This window comes from Oxynema aestuarii AP17 (genome assembly GCF_012295525.1).
GTDB classification, from domain to species: domain Bacteria; phylum Cyanobacteriota; class Cyanobacteriia; order Cyanobacteriales; family Laspinemataceae; genus Oxynema; species Oxynema aestuarii.
Window position 1 is genome coordinate 3,254,013 of the sequence record NZ_CP051167.1, and the last position, 25,988, is coordinate 3,280,000.

The following is a 25,988-nucleotide window of genomic DNA, read 5'->3' on the forward strand; positions in this document are numbered from 1 at the left end:
TAGTTCGATCGGATCCGAGCGTATTGGGGATCGGGTCGTCTAGAACGCACGCACCGATCGCCGCAACTGGGAAAACAGTCCGGTTGACCCGGGAAGGAGCTTGGGGTCAAAAGTTTAGAAGAGACGGCACCGATATCAGCGAGGGAAAAGCTTGCCAAGGGTTATAATTTAGCGCTTAAATATTTAGTGGAGATTCACTCGATCGGCTGTAACGTGCGATGCGATCGAGGGTCAAATGACCCGACGACCTGAAGATCCCGTTTTGGCAAACCCCCTGTGCAAGGGGCGATCGCCAAAGAGGCAAGTCCCCGAATCCGGCCTTCCTTCTCGACTTTCGGTTCCAAGATCGACCTTCAACTCACGAACGGCATTTTAGCTGCTTCGACCATTTGGGTGTAAATCGACCGAACGGAAATTTTCCGAGTTCCGACTCTAACCTTTCCCTGTCCATTCACCTAAAAACTGCGGGGTTTTTTCAGTGATTGCGATCTCACCTCGTCCAGTAGGGCGTACTTGGAATACGATTAGTTTTGCTTCAACCTTATATCTCTGTCCGATTTTGGACCTGCTGTTGGCGGATATTCCCGAACAATGGCACGCCGAAGTCCGACTGGGATTACAAGAAGCGTTAGTTAATGCAGCCAAACATGGCAACCAGCTCGATCCGAGCAAACGGGTAGTCGTCCGGTTTACGACAACGGGAAATGAATATTGGTGGGCGATCGCCGATCAAGGCTGTGGCTTTGCCTGTCCGTGTCCCTGTCCGACGGCTCAATTCGATGAGGACATACCGCATGAAGAAGGAGAATGCGGTCGCGGATTATACATTCTAAATCAAATTTTCGATCGCGTCCATTGGAATGACGATGGAACCGAGTTAAAACTTTGTAAAAAATTCGATCGCCGATCGCGCCTGCCCTTAGTTTGGTAACCCAAGCGCGATCGAGCGACGAAGCTTAAGACGAGCGTTTGGACGCGCGATCGCCGTGAGTCGGACAAGGAGGAGCCGAAAGCGAGCGATCGAGCCATCCAGTCGCCTGTTGCAACCTTGCGAGGGCTTCCTCGGGGTTGTCTTTGAGCAAGAAGACCAAGGCCGCCGCCACTTGTTCCCGAGCGCGCACGGCTCGATTTGACTTGAGTTTGTGCCAATCTCGCTCGACGAGGGCGAGGCGTTCGGCTAAGGCTTGCGCAAGTTCCAAGGTGCTGAGATCTCGTGTCTTTTGCGCCAGGGGACTTTGGAATCCGTCAGATGTCAAGGGTTTGGCGGAAAGGTTTTGCGCCATCGTGCACCTCAATTGAGACAATTAGGATCGATCGTAGCGATCGACGAACTGATTTCGCTTTATTCTAAATCTAACGATTTTTGTAACTTCCGGATGAGTTCACCGCCCGATCCCCACCGCGATCGCCCCGAATCCGAAGAATTCGACGAGTTCGATCGCGCCTTAGCCGAAGTCGAGCAGGCGCTCGATCGCTTCAAACAGCGCTACAGTGACGTTCGGCGCGATCGCGAGCAAATAGAGCAGTTAAAACAGCGACGGGAAGACGTGCGCCGGGAGGCGAAACAGACGCCGAAAGGCGATCGCTCCCACCGCCGGGAACTCAAAGAAGAGTTAGAACAAATCGAAGCGGCGATCGAAACCTTGGAAATCCACCTCGAAAGTCAACTGTTTTCCTGGAAAACCCTCAAAGAACCGTTTTGGCAGGCAGTACGCTTTGGGGGTCTCGGCATTGTTGTAGGCTGGATCCTGAAATCGTGTAGCGGTTGACGGGCGATTGTAGAGATCCCCCCTGACCCCCCTTAAGAAGGGGGGAAAATCTCAAAGATCCCCTTTTTGAACGGTTCGACAGACTCAAGTCCGAAAGTCCCCCTTCACAAGGGGGATTTAGGGGGATCTCCCCAATCTAAACCTGTTGCCAAAGTCCGAAAGTCTCCCTTATGAAGGGGGATTTAGGGGGATCTCCCCATTGAAAACCCTTAGCGTGTGGCGATCGATCTATCTAAATTATGAAGCGACGGATTGCTGAAATTTTACGCAGTAGCCAACCCGACGAAACCGTTACCGTTCGCGGGTGGGTACGAACCAAACGAGAGTTAAAAGAATTTGCCTTTATCGAGGTTAACGACGGTTCGTCGATGGCGAACTTGCAAGTCGTCCTCGATCGCAGCTTACCGGATTACGAAGACCTCCTCAAACCACTCAATACCGGGGCGTCGGTGGAAGTCACCGGAACCGTGGTGGAATCCCCCGCCAAAGGACAGCGCATCGAACTCAAAGCCAGCGCGATCGCCCTTTACGGCGAATCCGACCCGGAAACCTATCCCTTGCAGAAAAAGCGCCATTCCTTCGAGTTTTTGCGAACCATCGGTCACCTGCGATCGCGCACCAACACCCTCGGCGCCGTCTTCCGGGTTCGCAACGCCGCCTCCCACGCCATCCACCAGTTTTTTCAAGAACGGGGCTTTTTGTGGATGCACACCCCGATTATCACCGCCAGCGACTGCGAAGGGGCCGGAGAAATGCTCGCCGTCACCAGCTTGGACCTCAACAACGTACCGCGAAGTGAGGACGGCGCGATCGATTATACAAACGACTTTTTCGGCAAGCCCGCCTATCTCACCGTGAGCGGCCAACTGGAAGCGGAAGTGATGGCGATGGCCTTCAGCAACGTTTATACCTTCGGGCCGACCTTTCGCGCCGAGAACTCGAACACGTCCCGCCACTTGGCCGAATTTTGGATGGTCGAACCGGAAATGGCCTTTTGCGACCTCACGGAAGATATGGACTTGGCGGAAGCGTTTCTCAAGTATGTTTTTAAATCGGTGTTGGAAAACTGCCCGGAAGATATGGAGTTTTTCAACAAACGCATTGACGATTCGGTGTTAGCCACGGCGGACAATATTATTAACAACGAATTCGAGCGGATTACCTATACCGAGGCGATTAAATATTTAGAAAAAGCCTCGAAAAAATTCGAGTTTCCCGTAGAATGGGGCTTGGATTTGCAGTCGGAACACGAACGCTATCTCGCCGAAGAGTTGTTTAAAAAACCTGCGATCGTCACCGACTATCCCATCGAAATTAAAGCATTTTACATGCGCTTGAACGACGACAACAAAACCGTAGCGGCGATGGATATTTTAGCGCCAAAAATCGGCGAAATTGTCGGCGGTTCCCAACGGGAAGAACGCCTCGACGTGTTAGAACGCCGCATCCGGGAACAAGGGTTAAATCCGGAGAATTATTGGTGGTATTTGGATTTACGCCGTTACGGAACCGTCCCCCACGCCGGGTTTGGTTTGGGGTTTGAACGCTTGGTGCAGTTCATGACCGGAATGACCAATATTAGAGATGTAATTCCCTTCCCCCGCGCCCCTCTGAGTATCGATTTTTAGGGGATATTTCGAGGGAGACTTATTAAGCAAAGAGTAGCAACGTAGGGTGGGCATTGCCCACCCTACTTTTGTAGTAAGCAACTAAAATTTCACTATCTACTTATCAAATGGATTCCATAAACTTAACCCGTCAATGCGCTTAAAATCATCAACGTTGCGAGTGACCAAAATACATCCGGTGACTAAAGCACAAGCAGCAATGATACCATCAGCCAGTTTTAAGCGATAATTTCGCCTAATTATCGCCGCAGTATCTAAAACCGCTTCCGTCAAGAATACGCAGTTAATTAGCCTTAAAAACTCTCGCATTTCATTGGCTTGCTCTTCGGTTAGACCCGGGTAACAAAGCAATTCAACCCAAGTAATTGGACAGTAAAATCCCTCTGCTTGTCGGCTGTCAATTTCCTCAAATACATCCTGAACTTCGGGCTGATTATTAAAATAATAAATCAGGATGTTAGTATCGAGAAGGTATTTATTCGGCATCCCATTCTTGTCGAATTTTTAATTGAAATTTCAGAGCATCGACGCGCTTGGGTAGAAACCCACGCCATCGATTCAAGTTGAGTCGGGGTGATTCGGTCGTATTTTGCACCTCTTGAGAGGGTTCACCCTGAGAAACTAGGGTGGCTAGTTCTTTTAACAGAAGTTTTTGCTCATCTGAGGTTAGAGTTTGAGCTTGATGCAGAATTTCTTGGTAATTAGACATCGGTTTTTGATTCAGTTTTTAGGTGATGTTTTGATTATACTTTCTATTTGCTCAACCGGGTTGATTCGCTTGAAAGTGGGGACTCAGAAACCGGGTTTCTATCAAAACTCTGATTTGTCCCTGAAACTGGAGAGTTCATCAGTCTTGAAAGCTTGGAGAAGATGAGTCAGTTTGCTATTTAGCAAGTCTTTGGATAAGGCTTCACTGAGTTTTAATTTATCAGCCTCCCGTAGTTGTTTGACGAGGCTCAACACTTGTTCAAAGCTGAGGGAGAGTTGATATTGAGTTGGGTTCATCGTTTTATGGGGTTGAGGATAGAGTGATGTTTTGACTGGATTTTGAGAAAGGGTTTTCTTTGATTGGGTTTTAGTCTTTCTGGATTTCTAGGTTGGCGAAGTGTTCTTGCACGAGGCGATGGATGAAGCGGTAGGGGCTGCCTTTTATCTGTCCAAGTTTTGCAACCACTGGAGGAGAGTTGCCATCAAATCCGGGTCGCTTTCTAGGAATTGCGGGAGTCGGCACTCCGGGAGGGGTTGGGGGACAACCACGGCAATGGGGGGATGGCTAAACCGGGCGAGTTGATTGAGTACGGCGATATCAAACCCTTGGGGGGGTGGATCGGTGGGTTCTTCGTAGAAGATGAGGGCGATTTGATGTTCGCTGAGGTCATCTTCGCAGTAGGCTTGTAAGTCGGCAATGGTGCGGGGTTTACCGTCGGGACTGGGGCGACAGCCGGCTTTTTTCAAGGTGGTGTAGATTTGCAGGGCGGGGTTGCTGGGGTCGCTGAAGCGGCTGCCGTCGATGCAAATGATTTGGCAGTTGACGGGGTGGGTTTGGATGGCTTGGTTGAGGATTTGGGGGAGAAGGGCGAGGTTGCACTGTTGGGTAAAGGGGGTGGCGGGGGTGTTGTCTTCCACTTCGGGATGGGGAGTCGTGGGGGGATGGTGCCATGCTTGATAAAATTCGGGATAGGGGAGATTTTCGGCACAGTTCCAGATGAGTTTGTAGCATTCGTCGAATCGGTCAAAGTTGTTTTGGTGAACTTCATCGCTTAGACAGTCTTTTAAAGCGGTGACGACTCCTGCATAGTGTTGGGAGGTGGTGAGGATTTCCCCTAAACTCGCTGCCGCCCGCCTACGGGTATCTTTATCCTCAGTAGTGCGGATAATTTGGAGCAACTCCGCGATCGCATCGGGATTTCCTTGTCCGATTTTCCCTAAACTCTCTGCCACCTGCCTACGGGTATGTTCATCCTCAGTAGTGCGGATAACTTGGAGCAACTCCGCGATCGCATCGGGATTTCCTTGTCCGATTTCCCCTAAACTCGCTGCCGCCTGCCTACGGATACCTTCATCTGAGCAATTCTTAATGATTGCAGTGAATTCTATAATCGCCAGTTGTCTAATGGTTTCAGGTATCGCCTTTCTTGCCGCTTTTTCAATTGGGTCGAGAAAAGTTTGCCATTCCTGTTTCTCAATATCGAAATAACCAAACCCCCACTTCACTATCTGTCGCACAATCTCATCCGCAAGAGAACAAGCCTTAAACTCATTAATTCCTGCTGCTGCTAAAAAATAGGCTTGATATCCATAAAAATTTCTGACCCCACCTTTAAACTCAACTAACGCCCGAATAAATGCCTCCTTCTCCTCATCCTCAATATCACCACGCCCCAACCACAACAAAATCACCTGCTTCCACTGCTTCTCAAAAATCCGATACCGTTTCCCGTCCACCGGACGATCGCGATGCTCCCTCGGTAAAAAATAATCCCAATCCTCCACCGCCAAGGCTGCAAAATACTCCTGAAACGTCGCATGATAAAAGGCAAAAATTCCATCGCCGCGCCCATCTTTGCCCACCCGATTTAACCAACCCAACCGCAACGCCAAATAACCCAAGGAAGTCTTATCCAATTCCTCCCCTAGATGCTTTTCTACCAAAGCCTGTGATAACCGAAATCGCTCCTGGGGCAAATTCAGCGCCGCCTTTGCCAGTTCCCCCAATTTACGATTCAAATTCTGCTTTAATTTTTTCAGTATATCTGATTGCTGATGCGAATCCTGCTTTAATTTCGTGGTAGTCGTGCCACAACGTTCCGCATACTTTTCCAACTCATGCAAATTCCGATTCCACTCATAAATCTTTCGCAGGTAACGGTCATATAACTCCGCCTGAATGTCCTGCAACGATGACCCATCCCAAGTCATGCAGAGCAAGGTCAAACGCAAGGGATTTCGGACTAAATCGAGGAGGTTTTCCCGTCCCGGTTCATGGAGGGCGGCAATTAGCGCATCGGCAGGAGTTGGGGTTGAATTTGTCATCACATTCTGGTTTGAGCAATCAAAAGCTAATCACGCTTTGCATTGTTTATCGTCCCGGTAATGAGCGATCGCATCCCCCCCTCGATTGGCTCATTCGGAAAACATCTCAGCCAAGGTGTCGAGAACTCCGCTTTGCTCATCTGGACTAATTTGACCCAGTTTTTTGACCAATCGAGTTTTATCAATGGTGCGGATTTGATCCAGAACAATTTTTCCTTCCTTACCCTGAAACTGACAGGCAATCCGCGTCGGGTAGGCTTTCCCTTTCGTCGTCATTGGTGCAATAATCACCGTGGCAATATGACGGTTCATTTCATCGGGCGAGATAATCACACAGGGTCGTGTTTTCTGAATTTCACTGCCAATTGTCGGGTCAAGATTAACCAAAAAAACATCAAAACGCTGGGCTACCACTCCCATTCACTTTGCTCCCAGTCGGTACTGTTGACTCGATCGAGAAGAACATCATCTTGTTCTTTCGCCATGGCTGCAAAGGCTTGATCCCAGCCGTTGCGTAACCGTCGTGCGGTGCGAATCGTGAGACGATCGCCCTCCACTTCAATTTCAACATCTGTCTGAATACCGCTTTGCTCTAAGAGTAGTTTAGGAATACGCACACCTTGGGAGTTGCCAATTTTAACAATTCGGGTTCTAATCACTGTACTCATACTTAGATGATCTCAAAAGCAGATGTGATTACATTGTAGCTACCCTCGAAAGGGTCGTCAAGGGTTGCTCGATGTTCAATCCTAAGATATCAAGGAGAATCAAGATCGAATCACTGTTCTCGATCGCTCTGGGCAAAGAATCGCCGGATAAAGGTTTCCATTTGATCCGCTTCAAAGGGTAAATTCCGATACACATCAAACCCGGAAAAGGCATTTCGATCTGCTTCCCAGACATTCACCCGGCAGGTGATGATGACCCGCCCTAACCCCATCCACCCCGTTAATAACTGGGACACATGGGGACGTTCAATCCGGGCAACCCTTTCATCCAATCCATCCATCAATAACCAGAGATGCTCTTTATGGTCTTGGAGAGAGGCGATCGCCCCTTCAACTCCCGCCGACTTCAGCCATTTTTCCAGATAATCTACCAGCGTCGGTTCGGTAAATTGTGCCAACTCAATCCAAATCGGGATGCCGAGATGTTCTGCCAATATCCAATCGGCGATCGCCTGTAATCGCGTCGTTTTTCCTGACCCCGGTTCGCCAATCACCGCAATCCGTCGCCCCCGACTTTGGGGACTTTTCCCCTGCCGCAAAACCCGATCGAAAAACTCATCCTCGGCGATGGGAGTTATTTTCTCTTCTTCCCGTTCCCCCTCTTCCCGTTCCCCCTCTTCTCGGTTTTCCAGACTTAACCCCGGTTTCCGTTCCTTAGTTTGGCGACGTTCCACCAATGCCAACGGCACATAAACATCCACTCGCTTAAATGCCGGATTAGCCGTTAATGCCTGTCGTTCAGCTAGCATTAACTCGGCAATCGATCGCCATTCTGCTAAGGAAAGATGGGGGTTAGCGACATCAAAATGCGATCGAATTTCTGCCACCAAACTTTCTAGAGTCTTTTCCAGTCCTTGCAACAACTGAGTAATCTGGGTTTCCATCACCCCCAACCGTTGACAGACTTCTGCAAAACCGGAATCAATTCTGCCAGAAATCTCCGTAAAAAATGCCTGCTGCTGGCTAACACTTCCCCGTAACTGGGTTTCCAATTCCTGAAACTGTTGCAGGATTTGGCTGAACTCCCCAACATTTACTTCCCCTTGACTGGCTTGCAGTTGGCTCAGTTGCGCTTGCATTCCGGTGAGTAACTGCAACGTTAACCCCGCCCATGCTTTCCCATCCTTGGCAAAGTCTTCCTTGAGGGTTTCTCGCAAGGCTTTTGGGAAGGTGGTATGCAGTAATTCCGCAACTTCTTGACGCACCTGTGCGGGAATCGGAAACCCACCCCCTTTACAGGCTTTCATGTTGAGGCGGATGAAGATATCACTCCATTCTGTATCAGTGAGGTTGCCTTGTTGGGTGAGTTGGTATTCTTGGGGAGTGAGAAATTGGTCGAGTTTCGCTTCTCGCAGTTCGGGGTAACGGTGTTGGGTGAGTTCCTGTTGGGCGATTTTGACCCAGTTATCTTTGGCTTGGGCGGCGATTTTTTCGAGATATTGGCGGGTTTTGCCTGGGTATTGTTTGGCGGCGAGGGTGATGACGGCGGCTATGGCTTTCCCCACGGCTTTGGTTAAATCCTGATTCTCCAGAGAAATCTGTCCTTCCCCATCCAGTAGCGCATCCACCACATTGGCTGCATTCCCCGCCGCCACACTACCCAACGCCGTTGCCAAAGCGGTGCCCCAAACGATCCCCTCCCCAGCCAACAACGGGGGAAAAGCCACACCCCCCAACACACAACCACCTGCAATGGTGAGCTTGACGAATGGGTTAACCATATAGTCATCATCCAAATTCTGCTGTTATTCTAGCAAGCTCTTGGGGTTGGGCAAGTAAAGGTAGGGTGGGCAATGCCTACCCTACTATTTTGTATAGTTTACGATAAAAAGATGTCAACGGATCGATCGCCCCTGACCGTTGCGCGATCGTTGTTGCTGGCGATCTCTTGACCCGTATTTAACTCAGTAGAGTGGGCAATGCCCACCCTACCATCTACTCTTTTTGGATTTCTAGTTTGGCGAAGTGTTTTTGCACGAGGCGATCGCTCCATTTATTTAGGGAGTAAAAATCAGGTTGGTATTGCTATATAAGCTAAGATAAACACTAGCTTCAACGTAAAAAGGATTCATACCCTTTCTTGAATTTTTCTTTACCATCTCGCTCAATTATACTTCCATGAGCCATAATAACTCGCTCGAAATCCCATAATAAAATCCCTTCAACAGATTGTCTGACTTGCTCTTTTTCGGTTGTTGCAAGGCGTTCTAGTACTGATGGACTTAGTTGTTTATATCCTCCCAGTAACCTAGCTGCAAATTGGGTCAGTAGTGGAAAGCTTTTATCAAAGTGAAATGCAGTATCTGTCAAAATTAGAGTGCGGCTGGCGGAATGAAAAAACACACATTCGTTGAGTAAATCAACTCCGTTCAAACCCAAAACTCTTAAACCATTGAATACCATAAAGTCTAATCCAGGTAATAACTCACCTCGATCGCCCCTGATGGTCTGGTCAATTAATAATTCTGGTTTTTTGATGGTTAAACCAGGTGCAGCCCAAAAGGTTGCCTGGGGATAAATAGATTTGAAATTAGCTGCAAATAAATGGTGATAAAGGTTGGGAGCGATAATATGTTTAACCACTCCCAGTTTGCTGAGTTCACTTACAAGTGTGTCACTAGGTTGAATTGCAGAAATTATGGCTAATTCTTGATTTGCCAATCGAATAACCGTCATTCTAATTCCGACACTAAGTCCCAAATATCGGAAGGGTTGTTCTGCAACCCAAATATCTATATCAACTTCTTTGAGCATAGTTTAGAGGAATAATCTGATTGCTAGGTTTAATACTAGCAAAGGTAGGGTGGGCAATGCCCACTCTACTATTTTGTATAGTTTACGATAAAAAGATGTCAACGGATCGATCGCCCCTGACCGTAGCTCCATCATCGTTGGGGCTGGGGATCTCTTGCCCCGTATTTAACCAAGTTTCCAACTCTGTCGGACGGCTAATTTTCGCGAGGTGCGATCGCAGGGTCTCCCCTTCTAAAATCTCTTTTTCTAACAACAACGTCGCCGTTTCTTCTAACACTGACCGATTCAATTCTAAAATTGCCGAGGCCATGTGATGGGCGCCTTCGACGATCGCCCGTACCTCGCGGTCGATCTCCTCCGAAACTTTGGCGCTGACGGCGCGGCGGGGATTGGCGAACCCTTCGAGGAACTGCTGCTGTCGCTTTTCAAAGGCGATCGGACCGAGGCGATCGCTCATCCCATAAAGGGTCACAAACCGTTCCGCTAAATCCGTTGCTTTCTGAATGTCGTCACTCGCCCCGGTCGAAACTTTTCCAAAAATTAACTCTTCCGCCGATCGCCCCCCGAGTAAGGTCACGATCCGACCGCGAATCTCATCTTCAACCATCAAAAAGCGGTCTTCTTCCGGCAACTGCAATGTATATCCCAACGCCCCCACCCCCCGGGGAACCACGGAAATTTTCTCGACCGTCCCGCAACCGGGCATCAAGGCGGCAACGATCGCATGTCCCACTTCGTGATAGGCGACGGTTTTCTTCTCCAATTCGTTGAGAATTCGCGATTTCTTCTCCAATCCCGTAATAATCCGCTCGATCGCCTCGTTAAAATCCGCCATCATCACCGCCACGCGATTTTTACGCGCCGCCAACAACGCCGCCTCGTTGACCAAATTCGCCAAATCCGCCCCCGCAAATCCGGGAGTTCGGGCCGCGATCTTGTCGAGATCCACATCGTCGTCGAGTTTCACCAGTTTGGCGTGCACCTTGAGAATCGCCTCGCGTCCGCTCTTGTCCGGGCGGTCTACCACCACCTGGCGATCGAAGCGTCCGGGACGCAACAGCGCCGGATCGAGGACTTCCGGGCGGTTGGTGGCGGCGAGCAAGATCACCCCGGTATTCGGCTCGAATCCGTCGAGTTCGGCGAGCAGTTGGTTGAGGGTTTGTTCCCGTTCGTCATTTGTACCTAACATCGGCCCGGCGCCCATGCGCGATTTGCCCAAGGCGTCCAACTCGTCGATAAACACCAAACAGGGCGCTTGGGCTTTGGCTTGCTCGAACAGGTCGCGCACCCGCGAGGCGCCGATCCCGACGAACAGCTCGATAAATTCCGAGCCGGAAATGCTGAAAAACGGCACTCCCGCTTCTCCGGCGATCGCCCGGGCGAGCAGAGTTTTCCCGGTTCCCGGCGGGCCGACGAGCAACACCCCTTTCGGGATTTTCGCCCCCAAACGGGTGTATTTGGCCGCATGTTTGAGAAAATCGACGATTTCTTCGAGTTCGACTTTGGCTTCGTCTACCCCCGCCACGTCGTCAAAACAGACCCCGGTAGACCCTTCCGAGTAGATGCGGGCTTTGCTTTTGCCGATCGTGAGCGCCGCCGGACCGCCACCGCCGCGCGATCGGCTCATCGCCCATCCCCAAAAGGCAAACAGCAACAGCAGGGGTAAGGCCCAACTCAAAATAATGGCGATCGTGCCGCCTTCGTGAGAGCGGGGCGCGGAAAATTCGACGCCGTGTTCGCGCAGTAATCGCACCAAGTTTCCATCGCTGGCGACGGGAAAAGTTTCGTAAGTTTTTGGTGGACGATCGCCCTGGCTGTCTTCTCTTAATGTATATTCGATGCGATCGCCGCCTACAGTCGCTTTTTGTACCCGTCCCGCCTCTATTTGTGAGAGAAACTCGCTATAAGGCACCCGCGTCGTTTGGGGCGACTGGAAAAATAGAAAGTTCAGCAGCAGTAACCACACCAGTAAAAAGATGATGCTGCGTCCGAAACGCCGGATATCCGACAGTTTTGGGGATTGATTCGAGTTGGGATCTTCAGCCATGTTCGATCGCTCCTTTGCCGCCGACCGGGGAACGGGCGGGGGCGAGATAGTTGCCAAACCACTGACAGGCCAATCGAGCCACTTCGGCTAAGGCTCCGGGTTCTTCAAATAAGTGAGTTGCCCCGGGGACGATCGCGAGCTGTTTCGGCACGCTCAATTGGCTTAAAGCATCTTCGTTGATGCCGAGAACGGGAAAATCGCGACCGCCGACAATCAACAAGGTGGGCGATCGCACTTGCGGTAATACCCCCAGGGCTAAATCGGGACGCCCCCCACGGGAAACAATCGCACTGACGCGATCGCCCCGTTCCACGGCGGCGACTAAGGCGGCTGCCGATCCGGTACTGGCTCCGAAATACCCGATCGCCAGCGATCGGGTGGCCGGACATTGTATCAACCAATCCGTCGCCCCGACCAAACGCCGCGCCAAGCGCGGAATGTCAAAGCGCAATTGATGCCGGGTGCGATCGTCGATCGCCTCTTCTTCGGCGGTAAGCAGGTCGATGAGTAAGGTGGCGAACCCCGCCGATTGCAGCATCCGGGCGACGTAGCGATTGCGCGGGCTGTGGCGACTGCTCCCACTCCCGTGCGCGAACAACACCACCCCCCGAACCTGGGGCGGCAATCCGAGGGTTCCGGTGAGTTCGACCGTTCCCAGGTTCACGGCGACTTCAAATTCGCGATCGGGCCAATCGAGGGGGTGGGGCATTGGAGATTTTAGATTTTAGGTTTTAGATTGGGGATTGAGGCGGGGATCCGTGCAGGTAGGATGCCTGCACTCCTTTTTAGGTTTTTATCCCTAACTTATTGGCTTTTGCTAGTAGCTGACAGACCTCTTCATCGCTGGTTTGCGAAAAATCTTCGTACCAGGCGCTAATCGAATAAAGGTGTTGGGGACAAAGCAAACAAAGGACGCGATCGACGTCTTGCTGCAAGTCGGTGCAGGTTTGCGGGGGGGCGACGGGAACCGCCACGACGATCGCCCGGGGTTGCTGTTCGCGGATGGCCCCGATCGCCGCGCGCAGGGTCGAACCCGTGGCGATGCCGTCGTCGATTAAAATAACAGTGCGATCGCCCAAGTTCAATCCGGGGCGATCGCCGCGATAGAGCCGTTCGCGCCGTTGTAATTCCCGTTGTTCCCGTGCTTCTACTCGGGCGATCGCTTCGTCAGAGATATTGAGGGAACGAACCAGATCCCAGTCTACGGTCTTCACTCCTCCCGGGGCGATCGCCCCCATCGCCAGTTCGCAGTGACCCGGCACCCCCAATTTACGCACCAAACATAAATCTAAGGGCAATTCCAGCGCCCGGGCCACTTCGTAAGCGACGGGAACGCCCCCACGGGGTAGGGCTAAAACCACCGCATCGGGTCGGCGAGCATAGGGGCGCAGTCGTTGCGCCAGCAACTGACCCGCCTGGGTTCGATCTTTAAAGTGCATAGTCTTGATTTCTCCCCTTTTGACGATTGCTCCCGTTGGCGATCGCCCCTCAAAAGTACACCGCAGCTAACCCGTCACGGTCGGTTCGCCATCTTCCACGGTTTTCAACCAATACAACCAACCCAATGCTTCGCCGATTTGAGCTTGCACGCGAGGGTGGATCGGTCTGCCAATTTTGAGCAGTTCGGCGATTAAAAATTCCCACGATCGCAGCCCGACAGGCGCCAGTTGAATCCATTCCGGCGCCACGGGCAAAACTTTTGAAAAATCTGGCTGGGCTTTCAACCCCTCGGATGCGGATTCTTGAGGGTCTATCTTTGAATCGGGTTCTTTCCAAAAATCGGGAATTTCTTCCGGTTGTGCCTGTGGATCGTCGGCGATCGGCGGATCTCTCGATAAATTGTCAAACATTTTTCAATCTCCTAATCTTTCACGGTTAAGAATTTTGTGAACTACCGCTATTGAATCAAAGATTACAATAGCGGCTTCCCTCTTCACTGGGGACTGCGCTAGATAGAACTGAAGTTCTACCACCTCGTCTTACATCCCCTCTAAGGGCAGTAGAGCTAGTCCCTAACTCTAATATCCGTAAGCCTTCATTTTTGAGATTAATGGCGGCATTGATATCCCTGTCATGACGAGTTTGGCAATGTTCGCAAGTCCAGCTTCTCGCATCAAGAGACAGACTTTGGATTTGATTGAGGCATACATGGCAGGTTTTAGAGGAAGGAAAAAATCGATCGACTTCTAGATAAACTTTTCCTTCTAATTCAGCCTTGTACTTTAACATCGTACAAAACATTCCCCAACCGACATCACTAATCGCTTTGGCGAGTTTGCGATCGCGAACCATGCCTATCCCCCCTTTAGTTCCCCCCTTATTAAGGGGGGTTAGGGGGGATTCGACCACAATCACTTGGTTTTCGTTCACTATCTTACGGGATAGCTTGTGGAGAAAATCTTCACGACAGCGACTTATTTTGGCGTGAATCTTAGCAACTTTTACCCGCGATTTATTGTGGTTGTTGCTGCCTTTCCTTTTTCGAGCGTGTTTTTGCTGTTTTCTTTTTAGGTTTCGCGCGTGTTTATCAAAATACTTGGGATTATTGTATTTCGACCCCTCACTGGTAATCGCAAAATCGGTCAGCCCTAAATCAATGCCAATTGCTTTTCCTTTAGTTGAGGGAAAGGGAGGTTCTTCTCTACCCTCCACCAAAACTGAAACATAATATTTACCATCTGGATTTTTGGAGAGGGTTACAGTTTTGATTTTTCCCTCAAAACTTCGATGCTGACGACAACGCACTAACCCAACTTTAGGCAGTTTGATGTAACTTCCCTCAAACTTAACATTTTGAGGATAACTGATAGATTGCCTTCCCTGCTTGGATTTGAATCGGGGTAATTTTGCCCGTTTCTCAAAGAAGTTTCGATAAGCGGTCGATAAGTTCAACGCCACGACTTGCAAGCATTGGGAATAGACATCTTTTTTGAGCCAAGGGTATTCCTTTTTGAGGGCAGGTAATAATCCCTGAAGATAACCCCTTGACAAGCCTTTTCCGGTCGCTCGATAAGTCTCTTGGCACAAATTTAACGCATAGTTCCAATACCAACGACAGCAACCAAAGCTCTTGGCTAAAGTCGCTTGTTGCTCGGGGGTTGGATAGATGCGGTATTTGTACGCCTTGAACATTATCGCCGATATAGCCAGATGATAAGATTATAATTGATTTGCCGAAGAGTCGCTTTCATCCCACGATTCACCTTCGGTAGAATCGGGGAATTCCCACTCCCATTGTTAAAATCGGAATTTTGTAGCGATTGAAGCCTCCGCCTCTACGCAATATTATAGGCCACCCTCGAAGGTCTTGTCGAATCGATGGAAGCGGTTTTAATCCGAGCTATTCTCCCTTTCGAGCGGGCGATCGCCGAGGGGTGACGAGGGATTAAAGGGCAATTTTTACCCCTTACAATTCTCAACATTTTGTAAAACTTCGATCGCGTTTGCTCCCGGGCAATCCACGCACAACAAGCGCGGCGATCGCCCGCTCTCCTTTTCAATCAAATTTGTCCGTTGGCTCCGATAAAGATTTCCATGGCATCGGCGTCGCCAACTGCGCTTAAAATGAAACGATTATCGACACAATCGCAACAGCTATGACTTCTACATTACCCCAGGAAAAGCGCTGGGAATTTTGGATCGATCGCGGCGGAACCTTTACCGATATCGTCGCCCGGCGCCCGGACGGAGAAACCGTCGTCTGCAAGCTGCTTTCCGAAAATCCGGACCGCTACAGCGACGCCCCGGTCGCCGGAATCCGCCAACTGCTCGGAATTGCCGACAGCGAAGCGATTCCCACCGAGGCGATCGCCGCGATTAAAATGGGAACCACCGTCGCTACAAACGCCCTGCTCGAACGCAAAGGCGATCGCACCGTCTTTGTCGTCACCCGAGGCTTTCGCGACGTCTTGCGAATCGGCTATCAAAACCGCCCGGACATCTTCGCCCGGGAGATCGTCTTACCGGAAATGCTTTACGAACGGGTCGTCGAAGTCGAAGAACGCTACAGCGCCGGAGGCGAGGAACTCCAACCCGTCAACGAAGCGCCCTTAGTCGCCGCCTTGCAAGACGCCTACGAGAGCGGGATTCGGGCCTGCGCGATCGCCCTGATGCACGGCTACCGCTACCCCCAACACGAACGCCAAATCGCGGCGATCGCCCGCGAGATCGGCTTTACCCAGATCTCCGTATCTCACGAAGTTAGCCCGCTCATGAAGCTCGTCAGTCGCGGCGATACCACCGTCGTCGATGCCTATCTTTCCCCCATTTTGCGGCGTTACATCGATCGCGTCGCCACCCAGCTAGACCCCGGCGGGCGCATCGAAAACCGCCTGATGTTCATGCAATCCAACGGCGGTTTGACCGACGCCCGCCAATTTCAAGGCAAAGACAGCATCCTTTCCGGCCCCGCCGGGGGCATCGTCGGCGCGGTGCAAACGAGCAAAATGGCCGGATTCGAGCAGATCGTCACCTTCGATATGGGCGGAACCTCCACCGACGTCGCCCATTACAACGGCGAGTACGAACGGGAATTTGAAACCGAAATCGCCGGAGTGCGCCTGCGAACGCCGATGATGTCGATTCACACCGTCGCGGCGGGGGGCGGTTCGATCTTGATCTTCGACGGATCCCGTTACCGAGTCGGTCCCGAGTCGGCGGGGGCGAATCCCGGTCCGGCGTGTTACCGCAACGGCGGCCCGTTGACGGTCACCGACGCCAACGTGATGTTAGGTAAAATTCAGCCCGACTTTTTCCCTCACGTGTTCGGTCCCGACGGCAATTTACCCCTCGATGTGGAGGTGGTTCGGCACAAGTTTGCCGACATGGCCCGGGAAATTCACGAGCAAACGGGAGACGATCGCACCCCGGAACAAGTCGCCGAGGGGTTTTTGGCGATCGCGGTCGAAAATATGGCCAACGCGATTAAAAAGATTTCCCTCCAGCGCGGCTACGACCTCTCGAACTATACTTTGTGTTGTTTTGGCGGGGCGGGCGGCCAACATGCCTGCAAAATTGCCGAAACCTTGGGGGTCGATCGCATTTTCATCCATCCCTTTGCGGGGGTGCTTTCCGCTTACGGCATGGGATTGGCGGACGTGCGCGCGATCGCGCAACAGGCGATCGAAGCGCCGTTAACTGCAGAGGGCATGGCTCAATTATACGATGTTGTCCGGAAGTTAGAAGAGAAGGCCAAAAGCGAGATCGATTCCGGCGATCGCGCGATCGCCGTGCAGTGCAAAGTCCGGTTAAAATATCGCGGCACCGATTCGACCTTAACCGTTGATTTTGCCGACGATCCGGCAGTGATGAAAGGTGAGTTTGAAACCGCCCACCAGCAGCGTTACGGCTTCGTGCAAAGCGATAAACCTTTAGTCGTCGAGGCGATCGCCGTCGAAGCGATCGATCGCATGGCGATTCCCGAAGAAAAGGCGATCGATCGCCGCAGTTCGGAAGTTCCCGAACCCAAAGCCAGAGTGAGAATGTACGTGGGCGATCGCTACTGCAACACCCCGGTGTTCGATCGCGCCGACTTGCAACCGGGCGATCGCCTCTTCGGTCCGGCGATCGTTATCGAAGAAACGGGCACCAATATTATCGATCGCGGTTGGGAAGCGTACACGAGCGATCGCAATCATTTAATTCTCAATCGCCTCAAAGTAGACGACCCCGCGATCGCGCAATCCACAGAAATAAACCATGCTCAACCCGATCCGGTACGCTTGGAAATCTTCAACAATCTTTTCCGGGCGATCGCCGAACAAATGGGAATCGCCCTCCAAAATACCTCATCTTCAGTTAATATCAAAGAACGGCTCGATTTCTCCTGCGCTTTATTCGATGCCGAGGGCGAACTCGTCGCCAACGCCCCTCATATTCCCGTTCATTTAGGCTCGATGAGCGAAAGCGTGCGTGCCTTAATTCAAGCTCGCGGCGATCGCTTAAAACCCGGAGAAGTTTATATCTCCAACAACCCCTACAACGGCGGGACGCACTTACCGGATATTACCACGATTACCCCCGTCTTTGAAGGTCACGAAATCTTATTTTATGTCGCCTCGCGCGGCCACCACGCCGACATCGGCGGCATTACCCCCGGTTCGATGCCACCCAGCAGCAAGACCGTAGAAGAAGAAGGGATTTTATTCGATAATTTCCAACTGGTCAAAGCTGGAAAGTTTCAAGAAACCGAGTTATTACAAAAACTCAATTTCGGCGCCTATCCCGCCCGCAACTGTACCCAAAATATCGCCGATTTGCAAGCTCAAATTGCGGCGAACGAACGGGGAGTGCAAGAATTGAGAAAAACGATCGACCAATTTGGTTTGGAAACTGTGCGTGCTTATATGAAACACGTACAAAATAATGCCGAAGAATCGGTCAGGCGCGTCATTCAAGTGTTAAAAGATGGCAATTTTTGCTATCAGATGGACGGCGGCGGCCAAATTCAAGTTAAAATTACGATCGATCGCGATCGCCGCAGCGCCACCATCGACTTTAGCGGCACCTCCAACCAACTCAACAGCAATTTTAACGCCCCGGAAGCGGTTTGTAAGGCGGCGGTGCTTTACGTATTTCGCACGTTGGTAGACGACAATATTCCTTTGAATGCGGGATGTTTGAAACCGCTACAAGTGATAATTCCCGAAGGATGTTTGCTCAATCCGCGCTATCCGGCGGCAGTCGTGGCGGGGAATGTAGAGACTTCCCAGGCGATCGTCGATGCCTTATACGGCGCCCTCGGCGTCATGGCCGGATCTCAGGGAACAATGAATAATTTTACCTTCGGCAGCGATCGCTATCAATATTACGAAACGATTTGCGGCGGTTCCGGCGCCGGACCCGGTTACCACGGAACCGATGCCGTTCACACTCACATGACCAATTCGCGTCTCACGGACCCGGAGGTATTGGAATGGCGGTTCCCGGTGTTACTCGAACAGTTTGCTATCCGCCCGGATAGTGGCGGAAATGGACAATATCGGGGCGGAAATGGCGCGATCCGGCGCTTGCGCTTCCTCGAACCCATGACGGCGGCGATTTTGTCGAGTCATCGCGCGATCGCGCCATTTGGCTTACAAGGCGGCGGCGACGGCGCCCTCGGTAAAAATAGCGTCGAACGGACGGACGGTACGGTAGAAGTTTTAGGATCTACCGATGTCGCCCAAATGAATCCCGGCGATGTTTTTATCATTGAAACCCCAGGCGGTGGCGGGTTTGGGGCGATCGCACCTCCCTCTGTATAGAGTTTGGCGATAGGGATTTTTAAACCCCTTGACGCTTCCCATCTCGCTATTTCAATCGACGAGAACGAAACAATAAGGAGGAAAGAAATCTATATTCCTTCCTCCTTTAAAAAGCTCAATTTAGGCTTTTTAGGCTTTAAGCATTATCGATTTTTTGCTTAACCTTTTCTTTCATGTTTTCTTTAGCGTGTTCCGCTTGGGCTTCGATTTGTTTGGCTTTCCCTTCCGCTTTATCTTGGGGGTCGCCCGTCACTTCGCCCATTGCTTCTTGAGCTTTTCCTTCTAAGTTTTTCGCCGTAGCTTCGAGCTTATTGTCGTTACTCATATTGCAAAGCTCCTTTTACTAAATTGCTTTGTTTCAACTGTTCCTATCATAGAAATTAAAGAACTGAGATGTCTCCATCTGGCGATATATTCCATCAAAATAATTAATCTATCTTTTGGAGGTTGGAAGGGTTTTTAAGAATATATTGGTTACTCTAAAATTCACAAAATAAAATTGCTATACAAACAACAACTCGATCGCCCGTCCTCTACAATAGAGAACCTGCGATCGAGCAGTTGAGCCAAAATCAATAATTTTGAAGCTGAGTTACAATAGGAAATTAATCCCGAATCGAATTAACGGCGATCGCCCGTCGAATTCAGTTGCTGTTGTTTCTCAGCCAATTCTTCTTTCATATTTTCTACGGTATGCTCTTTCTGGGCTTCGACTTGCTTCGCTTCCCCTTCCGCTTTCGCTTGGGGGTCGCCCGTCAACTCGCCGAGAGCCTCTTGAGCTTTCCCTTCGAGGTTTTTGGCCGTGGCTTCTACTCGTTTCTCAATACTCATACATCTCTCCTCGATGCGTCAAAAACTGAAATTTTAAAAAGCTAATCTTTAACTTGCTTCTCTATTCCAACTTAGATAAAATTGCCTCAGAGTTCATCTACCTACAGACAGATTTCTCAAAAAGTCATGATGATTCCGTGGTGCGGGCATCCTCACCGTACCACAAGGCTCGATCGCCCATCCTGCCTGCTTTTTTAGAAACTGAAAATAAGTCCCACTGTCTCAAGTTAAAACCTAAAACCTAAAATCTAAACTCTAAAATTCCCCATGGCAGAATTTAAGCTTCAATCCCCCTTCAAACCCACTGGAGATCAACCCAAGGCGATCGCCCAACTCACCAAAGGACTCCAACGAGGACAACCCTTCCAAACCTTACTCGGCGCGACGGGAACGGGCAAAACATTTACGATCGCCGCGACCATCGAAAAAATCGGCAAACCTACCCTAGTACTCGCCCACAACAAAACCCTCGCCGCGCAATTATGCAACGAATTGCGGCAATTCTTCCCAGAAAATGCCGTCGAATATTTCATCAGTTATTACGATTACTATCAACCGGAAGCTTATATCGCCGTTACCGATACCTACATCGAAAAAAGTGCCTCGATTAACGACGAAATCGATATGTTGCGACATTCCGCGACGCGATCGCTATTCGAGCGCCAAGATGTTATTGTCGTTGCTTCAATTAGCTGCATCTACGGTTTAGGAATACCTTCCGAATACCTAAAAGCTGCGATTCCGCTCAAACTGGGCGAAGAGGTCAACCAACGCCAACTCTTGCGCGATTTAGCGACGATTCAATATACCCGCAACGATATCGAACTCGGACGAGGACGCTTTCGGGTTCGCGGCGACGTTCTCGAAATCGGTCCGGCGTATGAAGACCGCATCATCCGGGTCGAATTTTTCGGCGACGAAATCGACGCAATTCGCTATCTCGACCCGGTGAGCGGGGAAATTTTGCAAAGTGTTCGGGCTTTAAATATCTACCCCGCCCGTCACTTTGTGACCCCAGAAGATCGATTAGAAGAAGCTTGTGAGGAGATCGCGGGAGAACTCGAACGGCAACTCGCCGAACTGGAAAAAGCCGGAAAACTCCTCGAAGCGCAACGTCTGGAACAACGCACCCGCTACGATTTGGAAATGTTGCGCGAAGTCGGGTATTGCAACGGCGTCGAAAACTATTCGCGCCACCTCGCCGGACGCCAAGCGGGGGAACCGCCGGAATGCTTGATCGACTATTTCCCGGAAGATTGGTTGCTGATCGTGGATGAGTCTCACGTCACCGTGCCGCAAGTCCGGGGAATGTATAACGGCGATCGATCGCGCAAACAGGTTTTGATCGATCACGGTTTTCGGTTGCCGAGTGCGGCGGACAATCGCCCGTTAAAAGCACAGGAATTTTGGCAAAAAGTCAATCGCTGTATTTTCGTTTCGGCGACGCCGGGAGACTGGGAAATCGAGCAGTCGCAAGGTCAAATTGTCGAACAAATTATCCGTCCGACCGGGGTACTCGACCCGGAAATTTTCGTGCGTCCGACCGAGGGACAAGTTGACGATTTACTCGGCGAAATTCAAGAGCGCGCCAACCGTGACGAACGGGTTTTAGTCACGACGTTAACGAAGCGAATGGCGGAAGATTTGACGGAATATTTCCAAGAACGGGGGATCCGGGTGCAATATTTACATTCCGATATTGATTCGATCGCCCGGATCGAAATTTTACAAGGACTGCAACAAGGCGAGTTCGACGTTCTCATCGGTGTCAATTTATTGCGCGAGGGTTTAGATTTACCGCAAGTGTCGTTAGTGGCGATTTTAGATGCAGATAAAGAAGGCTTTTTACGCACGGAGCGATCGCTCATTCAAACCATCGGACGGGCGGCGCGTCACGTGCGCGGTCAGGCGATTATGTATGCGGATAATTTAACGGAAAGTATGCAAAAGGCGATCGCGGAAACCGAACGCCGCCGTCAAATTCAGCAAGAGTATAACTACAACCACGGCATCACGCCGCAACCAATTGTCAAGACGGGAATTAATTCAATTTTGGCTTTTTTAGATGTATCTCGTCGTTTGCATAAAGACGGGATCGCGGCGATCGCCAAAATAGACTTTCCCGAAGATTTACCGTTAGAAGAAATTCCCAATTTAGTCAATGAATTAGAAACTCAAATGAAGGAAGCCGCGCAAAACTTAGAGTTTGAAGAAGCAGCGAAATTGCGCGATCGCATCAAGCATCTGCGCGAAAAAATGCTGGGACATTAATTTTCTAGAACATCCCGAGGGCGATCGACGGACTCCTCTACAAATTAGACTTAGAATCTTCTGGTGATGCGGGCATCCTGCCCGTGACGAATTTCTTCTTTATTTCAAATAGAATCAATTCTACAATGTAACAAAAAGAGTCATGAAACTCTCTGCAATTTTAACCCTTTTCCTCATTTTTAACTTATTCTTTTGCCAAGGATGTATCGCCTCCGACCTCGAAATCCCGATCGCCTCCAGTCGGCTCGACCCTCAAGATTGCCCGGGGTGCGATTTCAGCGAAGCCAATTTAAGTGGCAGGGATTTGCAAGGGGCGAATTTAGAAAATGCCAATCTGACTCAAGCAAATTTGAAAGAAACCAATTTACAATCGGCCAATTTAAAAGGTGCGATGTTGGAAAATGCCAATTTAACAAAAGCGAATTTAACCGACGCTCAACTACAAGGTGCGAAATTAAATCGCGCCAATTTAAGTGAAACAATTTTAATCAAAGCCCAATTGCAAGGAGCCAATCTCAACGATGCCAATCTCAGTTCGGCTCGCTTGAATAATGCAAAATTAATCAGCGCCCAACTGGTTAATGCCAAGTTAACGGGCGCTAAATTAACGGGAACCAATCTCAACGGTGCAAATCTATGTTCGGCGATTATGCCGAATGGGGCGAGGTCAACCCAAAGTTGCCCGTAATACGGTCGATTGGCAACTCAACCCGAGACTCCGGCGGGGGTGGGGGCGCAACGGACGAGAATTCCGGTGCGATCTTGAATTTTGCGGGCGAAGGCGTGCAGCACTTCGGGACTGACTTGTTTGAGAACCCGTACGGGATAGGGGCGATCGCTCGCGTTAGAGTGGTCCCCGCGTCCTTCAAATTCGTGCTTGAGGGGTTTGGGTCGCGTGGGGGTGTTCAGTTGGATTTCGTCGGGTTGTAATTCTTGCATTCGGCGGATGTATTCCGCTTGGGTGGCTTCGTCCCACGGGGTTAGCAGCATGGTTTGAATGCCGACTTCGCCGCGATACTGTTGGCGGAAGCGGACGATACCTTGCCACAACTGGTCTAAGCTAATCGGCGGATGCGGTCGGCTGACCCGTCGCAGTTGGTCGTCGGAAACGGCGTCTAGCTTGACGGAAATGCGATCGGCGAAGGTAAGGGCTTCGCAAACGTCGGGATCGTTTAAGGTGGTGGCGTTGGTGAGGACGGAAAGGGGACGGTGAGTGAGTTGTTTAATTTCTTGGAGAATTTCTTTTAAGTTGAGGGCGAGGGTCGGTTCGCCACTGCCACTTAAGGTAATCACGTCAACGTCCCAGGGGGCAAAGGCTTTGAGGTCTTCGAGAATTTTTTCGGTGGGAACGTAAATGGCCCGATCGCCTGTTTTGACTTCGATTTCGCCTAACTGGCAGTACACGCAATTAAACGAGCAGGTGGAAACGGTTCCGATCGGATCGATGCCGAGCGATCGCCCGTACCGCCACGAGGACACCGGACCGTAAACCGAACAAAAGTTAGTGGTTTGATTCGATGACATCACAGTTTCCTCCTGGAATGGCTGGGCGATCGCCGCGCTTAATGACTCGCAATGGTCTTCCATTCTAAGACGACGGAGGGGGGAACGGGCAAGGTGAGGATTTCACCACTGGCGATCGGCACGGAGAGTAAGAGCGACCCGTTGGCGGGCAATTGGTCTAAAACTTCCCCGATTCCATATTGACCCACATTTTCGGCGGGAGCCTTTTCGGCAAACAAATCTTTAGCTTCCAATTTGCCCTTACCTCCCGGTAGTTCGATTTCTAGGGGTTGCGGATGGGCGATCGCCGACAAACCGGGAAATCCCACCAGTCGTAAGGTCACTTCGTCCACGGCGCCGCTTTTCACCCGTTTGAACAGAACCACTTGCCACGAGTGGCCCGCGCGATCGCGCAAACTATGCCGGGATTGATAGAGCATCTGACCCGGCGCTTCCTCAGTTTGCCGGATTGCTGCCGCCGCCGGAGGCGTCCCCAGATAACCCAATCCCCAAGCGATCGCCAGCAAGACGCTGCCGACGAGTAACAACACGGACAAAATTCGTCGAATACGACACCACATGATAAGCTTTCCTTAAATAACTATATAGTGTTATAGCATGAAATCTCCGACGATCGCGGGGGTCGTGGCGATCGTCGCTCCTTATTAAGAAAAGTTGCAGAAAATTGAGACAATTATCATTGTTTGAATTTCTGAGAAAAAAATACCTGAATTTCCGACAAAGGGGCGATCGATCGCGGTGAATTTAAGAAAAATTTCAGAATATTCCCCCCTCAGCAAGACCTCATTGAAGACCGTCACCTGTAGAATAAACAGTAGGACTTAAAACTTTACTCATTCAAACAACTTTCCGCGATCGCCTGGGAGTGAGGCAAGCGGAAAAAGGGGGAATTTATCCACTCATCCAAAACCTCGGAAACCAAGCCATCCGGCTTATCCGGGTTTTGGAGTCAGAAGATTTAAACAATGGAGAAGGGCTGATGAACACTACCGTTCAACAAAGACCCCAACTCGACCTTAGCCGAAGCTGGGATAGCTTCTGCGAATGGGTCACCAGTACAGAAAATCGAATTTACATCGGTTGGTTTGGCGTGCTAATGATCCCAACCTTACTCGCCGCCGCCATTTGCTTTATCGTTGCCTTTATTGCCGCGCCCCCCGTGGATATGGAAGGCGTGCGCGAACCCATTGTCGGTTCGATTTTAGGCGGCAACAATTTAATCACCGCCGCCGTAATTCCGACCTCCGCCGCGATCGGCCTGCACTTTTACCCGATTTGGGAAGCCGCCAATATTAGTGAATGGCTTTATAACGGCGGACCGTACCAACTAATCGTCCTACACTTCCTAATTGGCGTTTGGTGCTACCTCGGACGGCTGTGGGAACTGAGCTATCGCCTGGGAATGCGTCCTTGGATCGCGATCGCCTTTTCCGGCCCCGCCGCCGCCGCCACCGCGATCTTCCTGGTCTATCCCCTCGGTCAAGGCAGCTTCTCCGAAGCCATGCCCCTCGGGATTTCCGGAACCTTCCACTTCATGCTCGCCTTCCAAGCGGATCACAACATCTTGATGCATCCGTTCCACATGCTCGGCGTTGCCGGGATCTTCGGCGGAGCCTTATTTAGCGCCTTACACGGCTCCTTAGTGACCTCCACCCTCGTCCGAGAAACCACCTATTGGGAATCCACCAATAGCGGCTACAAATTCGGTCAAGAAGAAAGCACCTACAACCTGCTCGCCGGACACTACGGTTTCCTCGGTCGTTTGACCGTTCCCGGTTTAGTCTTCACCAACAGTCGCTCCCTGCACTTCCTCCTCGCCGCCTTACCGACGATTGGGATTTGGTTTGCGACCCTCGGCATCGGCGTGATGTCGTTCAACGTCAACGGCTGGAATTTCAACCATTCAATTCTCGACAGTAGCGGTCGCGTGATTTACACCGATGCGGACTTACTCAATCGCGCCGATCTCGGTATTCAGTCAATGCACGCACCGAACACCCATCACTTCCCGCTTATTTTGTAATGGGTTGTAATCAATTGATTTCGCCAATCAGACAGTAGCTAACACCATATAGGAGGAGCGTTCTCAATGAGGACGCTCTTTTTTTTGGGATTAAATCTCTAACCGCTTATTCCCTGAAAGGTTAGAATGCGGAAGA

The 25,988-nt window shown here is 50.7% G+C and carries 25 protein-coding genes; 7 read left to right on the forward strand and 18 right to left on the reverse strand.

What is annotated here, in order from left to right; translation table 11 throughout:
• Positions 1 to 478 precede the first annotated feature (478 nt).
• Positions 479 to 931 (forward strand): ATP-binding protein, encoded by a 453-nt coding sequence (locus HCG48_RS13235; RefSeq protein WP_168569578.1) that lies wholly within the window; start codon positions 479 to 481, stop codon positions 929 to 931.
• 25 nt (positions 932 to 956) lie between these two features.
• Here HCG48_RS13235 and HCG48_RS13240 read toward each other — a convergent pair whose 3' ends face one another.
• Entirely contained in the window at positions 957 to 1,283 is a 327-nt protein-coding gene (locus HCG48_RS13240) for a DUF6439 family protein (RefSeq protein ID WP_222858209.1), read from the reverse strand.
• A 93-nt stretch (positions 1,284 to 1,376) separates the two neighbouring features.
• Here HCG48_RS13240 and HCG48_RS13245 point away from each other — a divergent pair, with 93 nt between their 5' ends.
• Together HCG48_RS13245 and asnS are read left to right on the forward strand one after the other, a co-directional pair.
• Complete coding sequence (locus HCG48_RS13245; RefSeq protein WP_168569579.1) at positions 1,377 to 1,769, forward strand: sll0565 family protein; 393 nt, start codon at positions 1,377 to 1,379, stop codon at positions 1,767 to 1,769.
• A gap of 236 nt (positions 1,770 to 2,005) precedes the next feature.
• Positions 2,006 to 3,397, forward strand: coding sequence for an asparagine--tRNA ligase (asnS, locus tag HCG48_RS13250; protein ID WP_168571877.1), 1,392 nt, complete (start codon positions 2,006 to 2,008; stop codon positions 3,395 to 3,397).
• A 96-nt stretch (positions 3,398 to 3,493) separates the two neighbouring features.
• On the opposite strand, the gene HCG48_RS13255 is transcribed toward asnS, so the two are convergent.
• The 13 genes from HCG48_RS13255 to HCG48_RS13315 form a co-directional block, all read right to left on the reverse strand.
• Entirely contained in the window at positions 3,494 to 3,883 is a 390-nt protein-coding gene (locus HCG48_RS13255; RefSeq protein WP_168569580.1) for a type II toxin-antitoxin system VapC family toxin, read from the reverse strand.
• Positions 3,873 to 4,106, reverse strand: a complete 234-nt coding sequence (locus tag HCG48_RS13260; protein ID WP_008055509.1) for a hypothetical protein — start codon at positions 4,104 to 4,106, stop codon at positions 3,873 to 3,875. Before HCG48_RS13260 ends, HCG48_RS13255 begins: the two co-directional genes overlap by 11 nt.
• Positions 4,107 to 4,207: 101 nt before the next feature.
• Positions 4,208 to 4,402 (reverse strand): hypothetical protein, encoded by a 195-nt coding sequence (locus HCG48_RS13265; RefSeq protein ID WP_168569581.1) that lies wholly within the window; start codon positions 4,400 to 4,402, stop codon positions 4,208 to 4,210.
• Positions 4,403 to 4,546: 144 nt separating this feature from the next.
• A complete protein-coding gene (locus HCG48_RS13270) occupies positions 4,547 to 6,430 on the reverse strand; it encodes an NACHT domain-containing protein (RefSeq protein ID WP_168569582.1) in 1,884 nt (627 codons plus the stop codon).
• Between the two features lie 90 nt (positions 6,431 to 6,520).
• Positions 6,521 to 6,850 (reverse strand): type II toxin-antitoxin system PemK/MazF family toxin, encoded by a 330-nt coding sequence (locus HCG48_RS13275; protein ID WP_168569583.1) that lies wholly within the window; start codon positions 6,848 to 6,850, stop codon positions 6,521 to 6,523.
• Entirely contained in the window at positions 6,838 to 7,098 is a 261-nt protein-coding gene (locus HCG48_RS13280; RefSeq protein ID WP_168569584.1) for an AbrB/MazE/SpoVT family DNA-binding domain-containing protein, read from the reverse strand. The genes HCG48_RS13275 and HCG48_RS13280 overlap by 13 nt, the downstream gene beginning before the upstream one ends.
• A gap of 110 nt (positions 7,099 to 7,208) precedes the next feature.
• Entirely contained in the window at positions 7,209 to 8,879 is a 1,671-nt protein-coding gene (locus HCG48_RS26065; RefSeq protein WP_168569585.1) for an NACHT domain-containing protein, read from the reverse strand.
• Positions 8,880 to 9,210: 331 nt separating this feature from the next.
• Entirely contained in the window at positions 9,211 to 9,912 is a 702-nt protein-coding gene (locus HCG48_RS13290) for a DUF4336 domain-containing protein (RefSeq protein ID WP_168569586.1), read from the reverse strand.
• An 82-nt stretch (positions 9,913 to 9,994) separates the two neighbouring features.
• Positions 9,995 to 11,959: an ATP-dependent zinc metalloprotease FtsH gene (ftsH, locus tag HCG48_RS13295; protein WP_168569587.1), complete on the reverse strand. Its 1,965-nt coding sequence runs from the start codon at positions 11,957 to 11,959 to the stop codon at positions 9,995 to 9,997.
• Positions 11,952 to 12,668 carry a dienelactone hydrolase family protein gene (locus tag HCG48_RS13300; protein WP_168569588.1) on the reverse strand — a complete coding sequence of 239 codons (717 nt, stop codon included), beginning with the start codon at positions 12,666 to 12,668 and terminating at the stop codon, positions 11,952 to 11,954. Before HCG48_RS13300 ends, ftsH begins: the two co-directional genes overlap by 8 nt.
• Positions 12,669 to 12,744: 76 nt before the next feature.
• Positions 12,745 to 13,398 carry a phosphoribosyltransferase gene (locus tag HCG48_RS13305; RefSeq protein ID WP_168569589.1) on the reverse strand — a complete coding sequence of 218 codons (654 nt, stop codon included), beginning with the start codon at positions 13,396 to 13,398 and terminating at the stop codon, positions 12,745 to 12,747.
• Between the two features lie 66 nt (positions 13,399 to 13,464).
• Positions 13,465 to 13,809 (reverse strand): hypothetical protein, encoded by a 345-nt coding sequence (locus tag HCG48_RS13310; protein WP_168569590.1) that lies wholly within the window; start codon positions 13,807 to 13,809, stop codon positions 13,465 to 13,467.
• A gap of 55 nt (positions 13,810 to 13,864) precedes the next feature.
• On the reverse strand, positions 13,865 to 15,091 hold the full coding sequence (locus HCG48_RS13315; RefSeq protein WP_168569591.1) for an RNA-guided endonuclease InsQ/TnpB family protein: 1,227 nt from the start codon (positions 15,089 to 15,091) through the stop codon (positions 13,865 to 13,867).
• 464 nt (positions 15,092 to 15,555) lie between these two features.
• Between HCG48_RS13315 and HCG48_RS13320 the strand changes: the two genes are divergently transcribed.
• Positions 15,556 to 19,203, forward strand: a complete 3,648-nt coding sequence (locus HCG48_RS13320) for a hydantoinase B/oxoprolinase family protein (protein ID WP_168569592.1) — start codon at positions 15,556 to 15,558, stop codon at positions 19,201 to 19,203.
• A gap of 136 nt (positions 19,204 to 19,339) precedes the next feature.
• Here HCG48_RS13320 and HCG48_RS13325 read toward each other — a convergent pair whose 3' ends face one another.
• Together HCG48_RS13325 and HCG48_RS13330 are read right to left on the reverse strand one after the other, a co-directional pair.
• Positions 19,340 to 19,528 (reverse strand): CsbD family protein, encoded by a 189-nt coding sequence (locus HCG48_RS13325; RefSeq protein WP_168569593.1) that lies wholly within the window; start codon positions 19,526 to 19,528, stop codon positions 19,340 to 19,342.
• A gap of 296 nt (positions 19,529 to 19,824) precedes the next feature.
• Positions 19,825 to 20,034 carry a CsbD family protein gene (locus HCG48_RS13330; RefSeq protein WP_168569594.1) on the reverse strand — a complete coding sequence of 70 codons (210 nt, stop codon included), beginning with the start codon at positions 20,032 to 20,034 and terminating at the stop codon, positions 19,825 to 19,827.
• Between the two features lie 267 nt (positions 20,035 to 20,301).
• Here HCG48_RS13330 and uvrB point away from each other — a divergent pair, with 267 nt between their 5' ends.
• Complete coding sequence (uvrB, locus tag HCG48_RS13335) at positions 20,302 to 22,305, forward strand: excinuclease ABC subunit UvrB (RefSeq protein WP_168569595.1); 2,004 nt, start codon at positions 20,302 to 20,304, stop codon at positions 22,303 to 22,305.
• Between the two features lie 142 nt (positions 22,306 to 22,447).
• Positions 22,448 to 22,993 carry a pentapeptide repeat-containing protein gene (locus HCG48_RS13340; RefSeq protein ID WP_168569596.1) on the forward strand — a complete coding sequence of 182 codons (546 nt, stop codon included), beginning with the start codon at positions 22,448 to 22,450 and terminating at the stop codon, positions 22,991 to 22,993.
• Positions 22,994 to 23,010: 17 nt separating this feature from the next.
• Here HCG48_RS13340 and HCG48_RS13345 read toward each other — a convergent pair whose 3' ends face one another.
• Both HCG48_RS13345 and HCG48_RS13350 read right to left on the reverse strand, forming a co-directional pair.
• Positions 23,011 to 23,829, reverse strand: a complete 819-nt coding sequence (locus HCG48_RS13345) for a radical SAM protein (protein ID WP_168569597.1) — start codon at positions 23,827 to 23,829, stop codon at positions 23,011 to 23,013.
• Positions 23,830 to 23,867: 38 nt separating this feature from the next.
• Positions 23,868 to 24,389, reverse strand: coding sequence for a DUF3122 domain-containing protein (locus HCG48_RS13350; protein WP_168569598.1), 522 nt, complete (start codon positions 24,387 to 24,389; stop codon positions 23,868 to 23,870).
• Positions 24,390 to 24,808: 419 nt separating this feature from the next.
• On the opposite strand from HCG48_RS13350, the gene psbA reads away from it, so the two are divergent.
• On the forward strand, positions 24,809 to 25,852 hold the full coding sequence (psbA, locus tag HCG48_RS13355) for a photosystem II reaction center subunit D1 (protein WP_168569599.1): 1,044 nt from the start codon (positions 24,809 to 24,811) through the stop codon (positions 25,850 to 25,852).
• Positions 25,853 to 25,988 lie beyond the last annotated feature (136 nt).

Bases quoted from the DNA above. Each gene is read 5' to 3' on its own strand.
- HCG48_RS13240 (WP_222858209.1), bottom strand. From the start codon at position 1,283: ATGGCGCAAAACCTTTCCGCCAAACCCTTGACATCTGACGGATTCCAA.
- HCG48_RS13245 (WP_168569579.1), top strand. From the start codon at position 1,377: ATGAGTTCACCGCCCGATCCCCACCGCGATCGCCCCGAATCCGAAGAA.
- HCG48_RS13255 (WP_168569580.1), bottom strand. From the start codon at position 3,883: ATGCCGAATAAATACCTTCTCGATACTAACATCCTGATTTATTATTTT.
- HCG48_RS13260 (WP_008055509.1), bottom strand. From the start codon at position 4,106: ATGTCTAATTACCAAGAAATTCTGCATCAAGCTCAAACTCTAACCTCA.
- HCG48_RS13265 (WP_168569581.1), bottom strand. From the start codon at position 4,402: ATGAACCCAACTCAATATCAACTCTCCCTCAGCTTTGAACAAGTGTTG.
- HCG48_RS13270 (WP_168569582.1), bottom strand. From the start codon at position 6,430: ATGACAAATTCAACCCCAACTCCTGCCGATGCGCTAATTGCCGCCCTC.
- HCG48_RS13275 (WP_168569583.1), bottom strand. From the start codon at position 6,850: ATGGGAGTGGTAGCCCAGCGTTTTGATGTTTTTTTGGTTAATCTTGAC.
- HCG48_RS13280 (WP_168569584.1), bottom strand. From the start codon at position 7,098: ATGAGTACAGTGATTAGAACCCGAATTGTTAAAATTGGCAACTCCCAA.
- HCG48_RS26065 (WP_168569585.1), bottom strand. From the start codon at position 8,879: ATGGTTAACCCATTCGTCAAGCTCACCATTGCAGGTGGTTGTGTGTTG.
- HCG48_RS13290 (WP_168569586.1), bottom strand. From the start codon at position 9,912: ATGCTCAAAGAAGTTGATATAGATATTTGGGTTGCAGAACAACCCTTC.
- ftsH (WP_168569587.1), bottom strand. From the start codon at position 11,959: ATGGCTGAAGATCCCAACTCGAATCAATCCCCAAAACTGTCGGATATC.
- HCG48_RS13300 (WP_168569588.1), bottom strand. From the start codon at position 12,668: ATGCCCCACCCCCTCGATTGGCCCGATCGCGAATTTGAAGTCGCCGTG.
- HCG48_RS13305 (WP_168569589.1), bottom strand. From the start codon at position 13,398: ATGCACTTTAAAGATCGAACCCAGGCGGGTCAGTTGCTGGCGCAACGA.
- HCG48_RS13310 (WP_168569590.1), bottom strand. From the start codon at position 13,809: ATGTTTGACAATTTATCGAGAGATCCGCCGATCGCCGACGATCCACAG.
- HCG48_RS13315 (WP_168569591.1), bottom strand. From the start codon at position 15,091: ATGTTCAAGGCGTACAAATACCGCATCTATCCAACCCCCGAGCAACAA.
- HCG48_RS13320 (WP_168569592.1), top strand. From the start codon at position 15,556: ATGACTTCTACATTACCCCAGGAAAAGCGCTGGGAATTTTGGATCGAT.
- HCG48_RS13325 (WP_168569593.1), bottom strand. From the start codon at position 19,528: ATGAGTAACGACAATAAGCTCGAAGCTACGGCGAAAAACTTAGAAGGA.
- HCG48_RS13330 (WP_168569594.1), bottom strand. From the start codon at position 20,034: ATGAGTATTGAGAAACGAGTAGAAGCCACGGCCAAAAACCTCGAAGGG.
- uvrB (WP_168569595.1), top strand. From the start codon at position 20,302: ATGGCAGAATTTAAGCTTCAATCCCCCTTCAAACCCACTGGAGATCAA.
- HCG48_RS13340 (WP_168569596.1), top strand. From the start codon at position 22,448: ATGAAACTCTCTGCAATTTTAACCCTTTTCCTCATTTTTAACTTATTC.
- HCG48_RS13345 (WP_168569597.1), bottom strand. From the start codon at position 23,829: ATGTCATCGAATCAAACCACTAACTTTTGTTCGGTTTACGGTCCGGTG.
- HCG48_RS13350 (WP_168569598.1), bottom strand. From the start codon at position 24,389: ATGTGGTGTCGTATTCGACGAATTTTGTCCGTGTTGTTACTCGTCGGC.
- psbA (WP_168569599.1), top strand. From the start codon at position 24,809: ATGAACACTACCGTTCAACAAAGACCCCAACTCGACCTTAGCCGAAGC.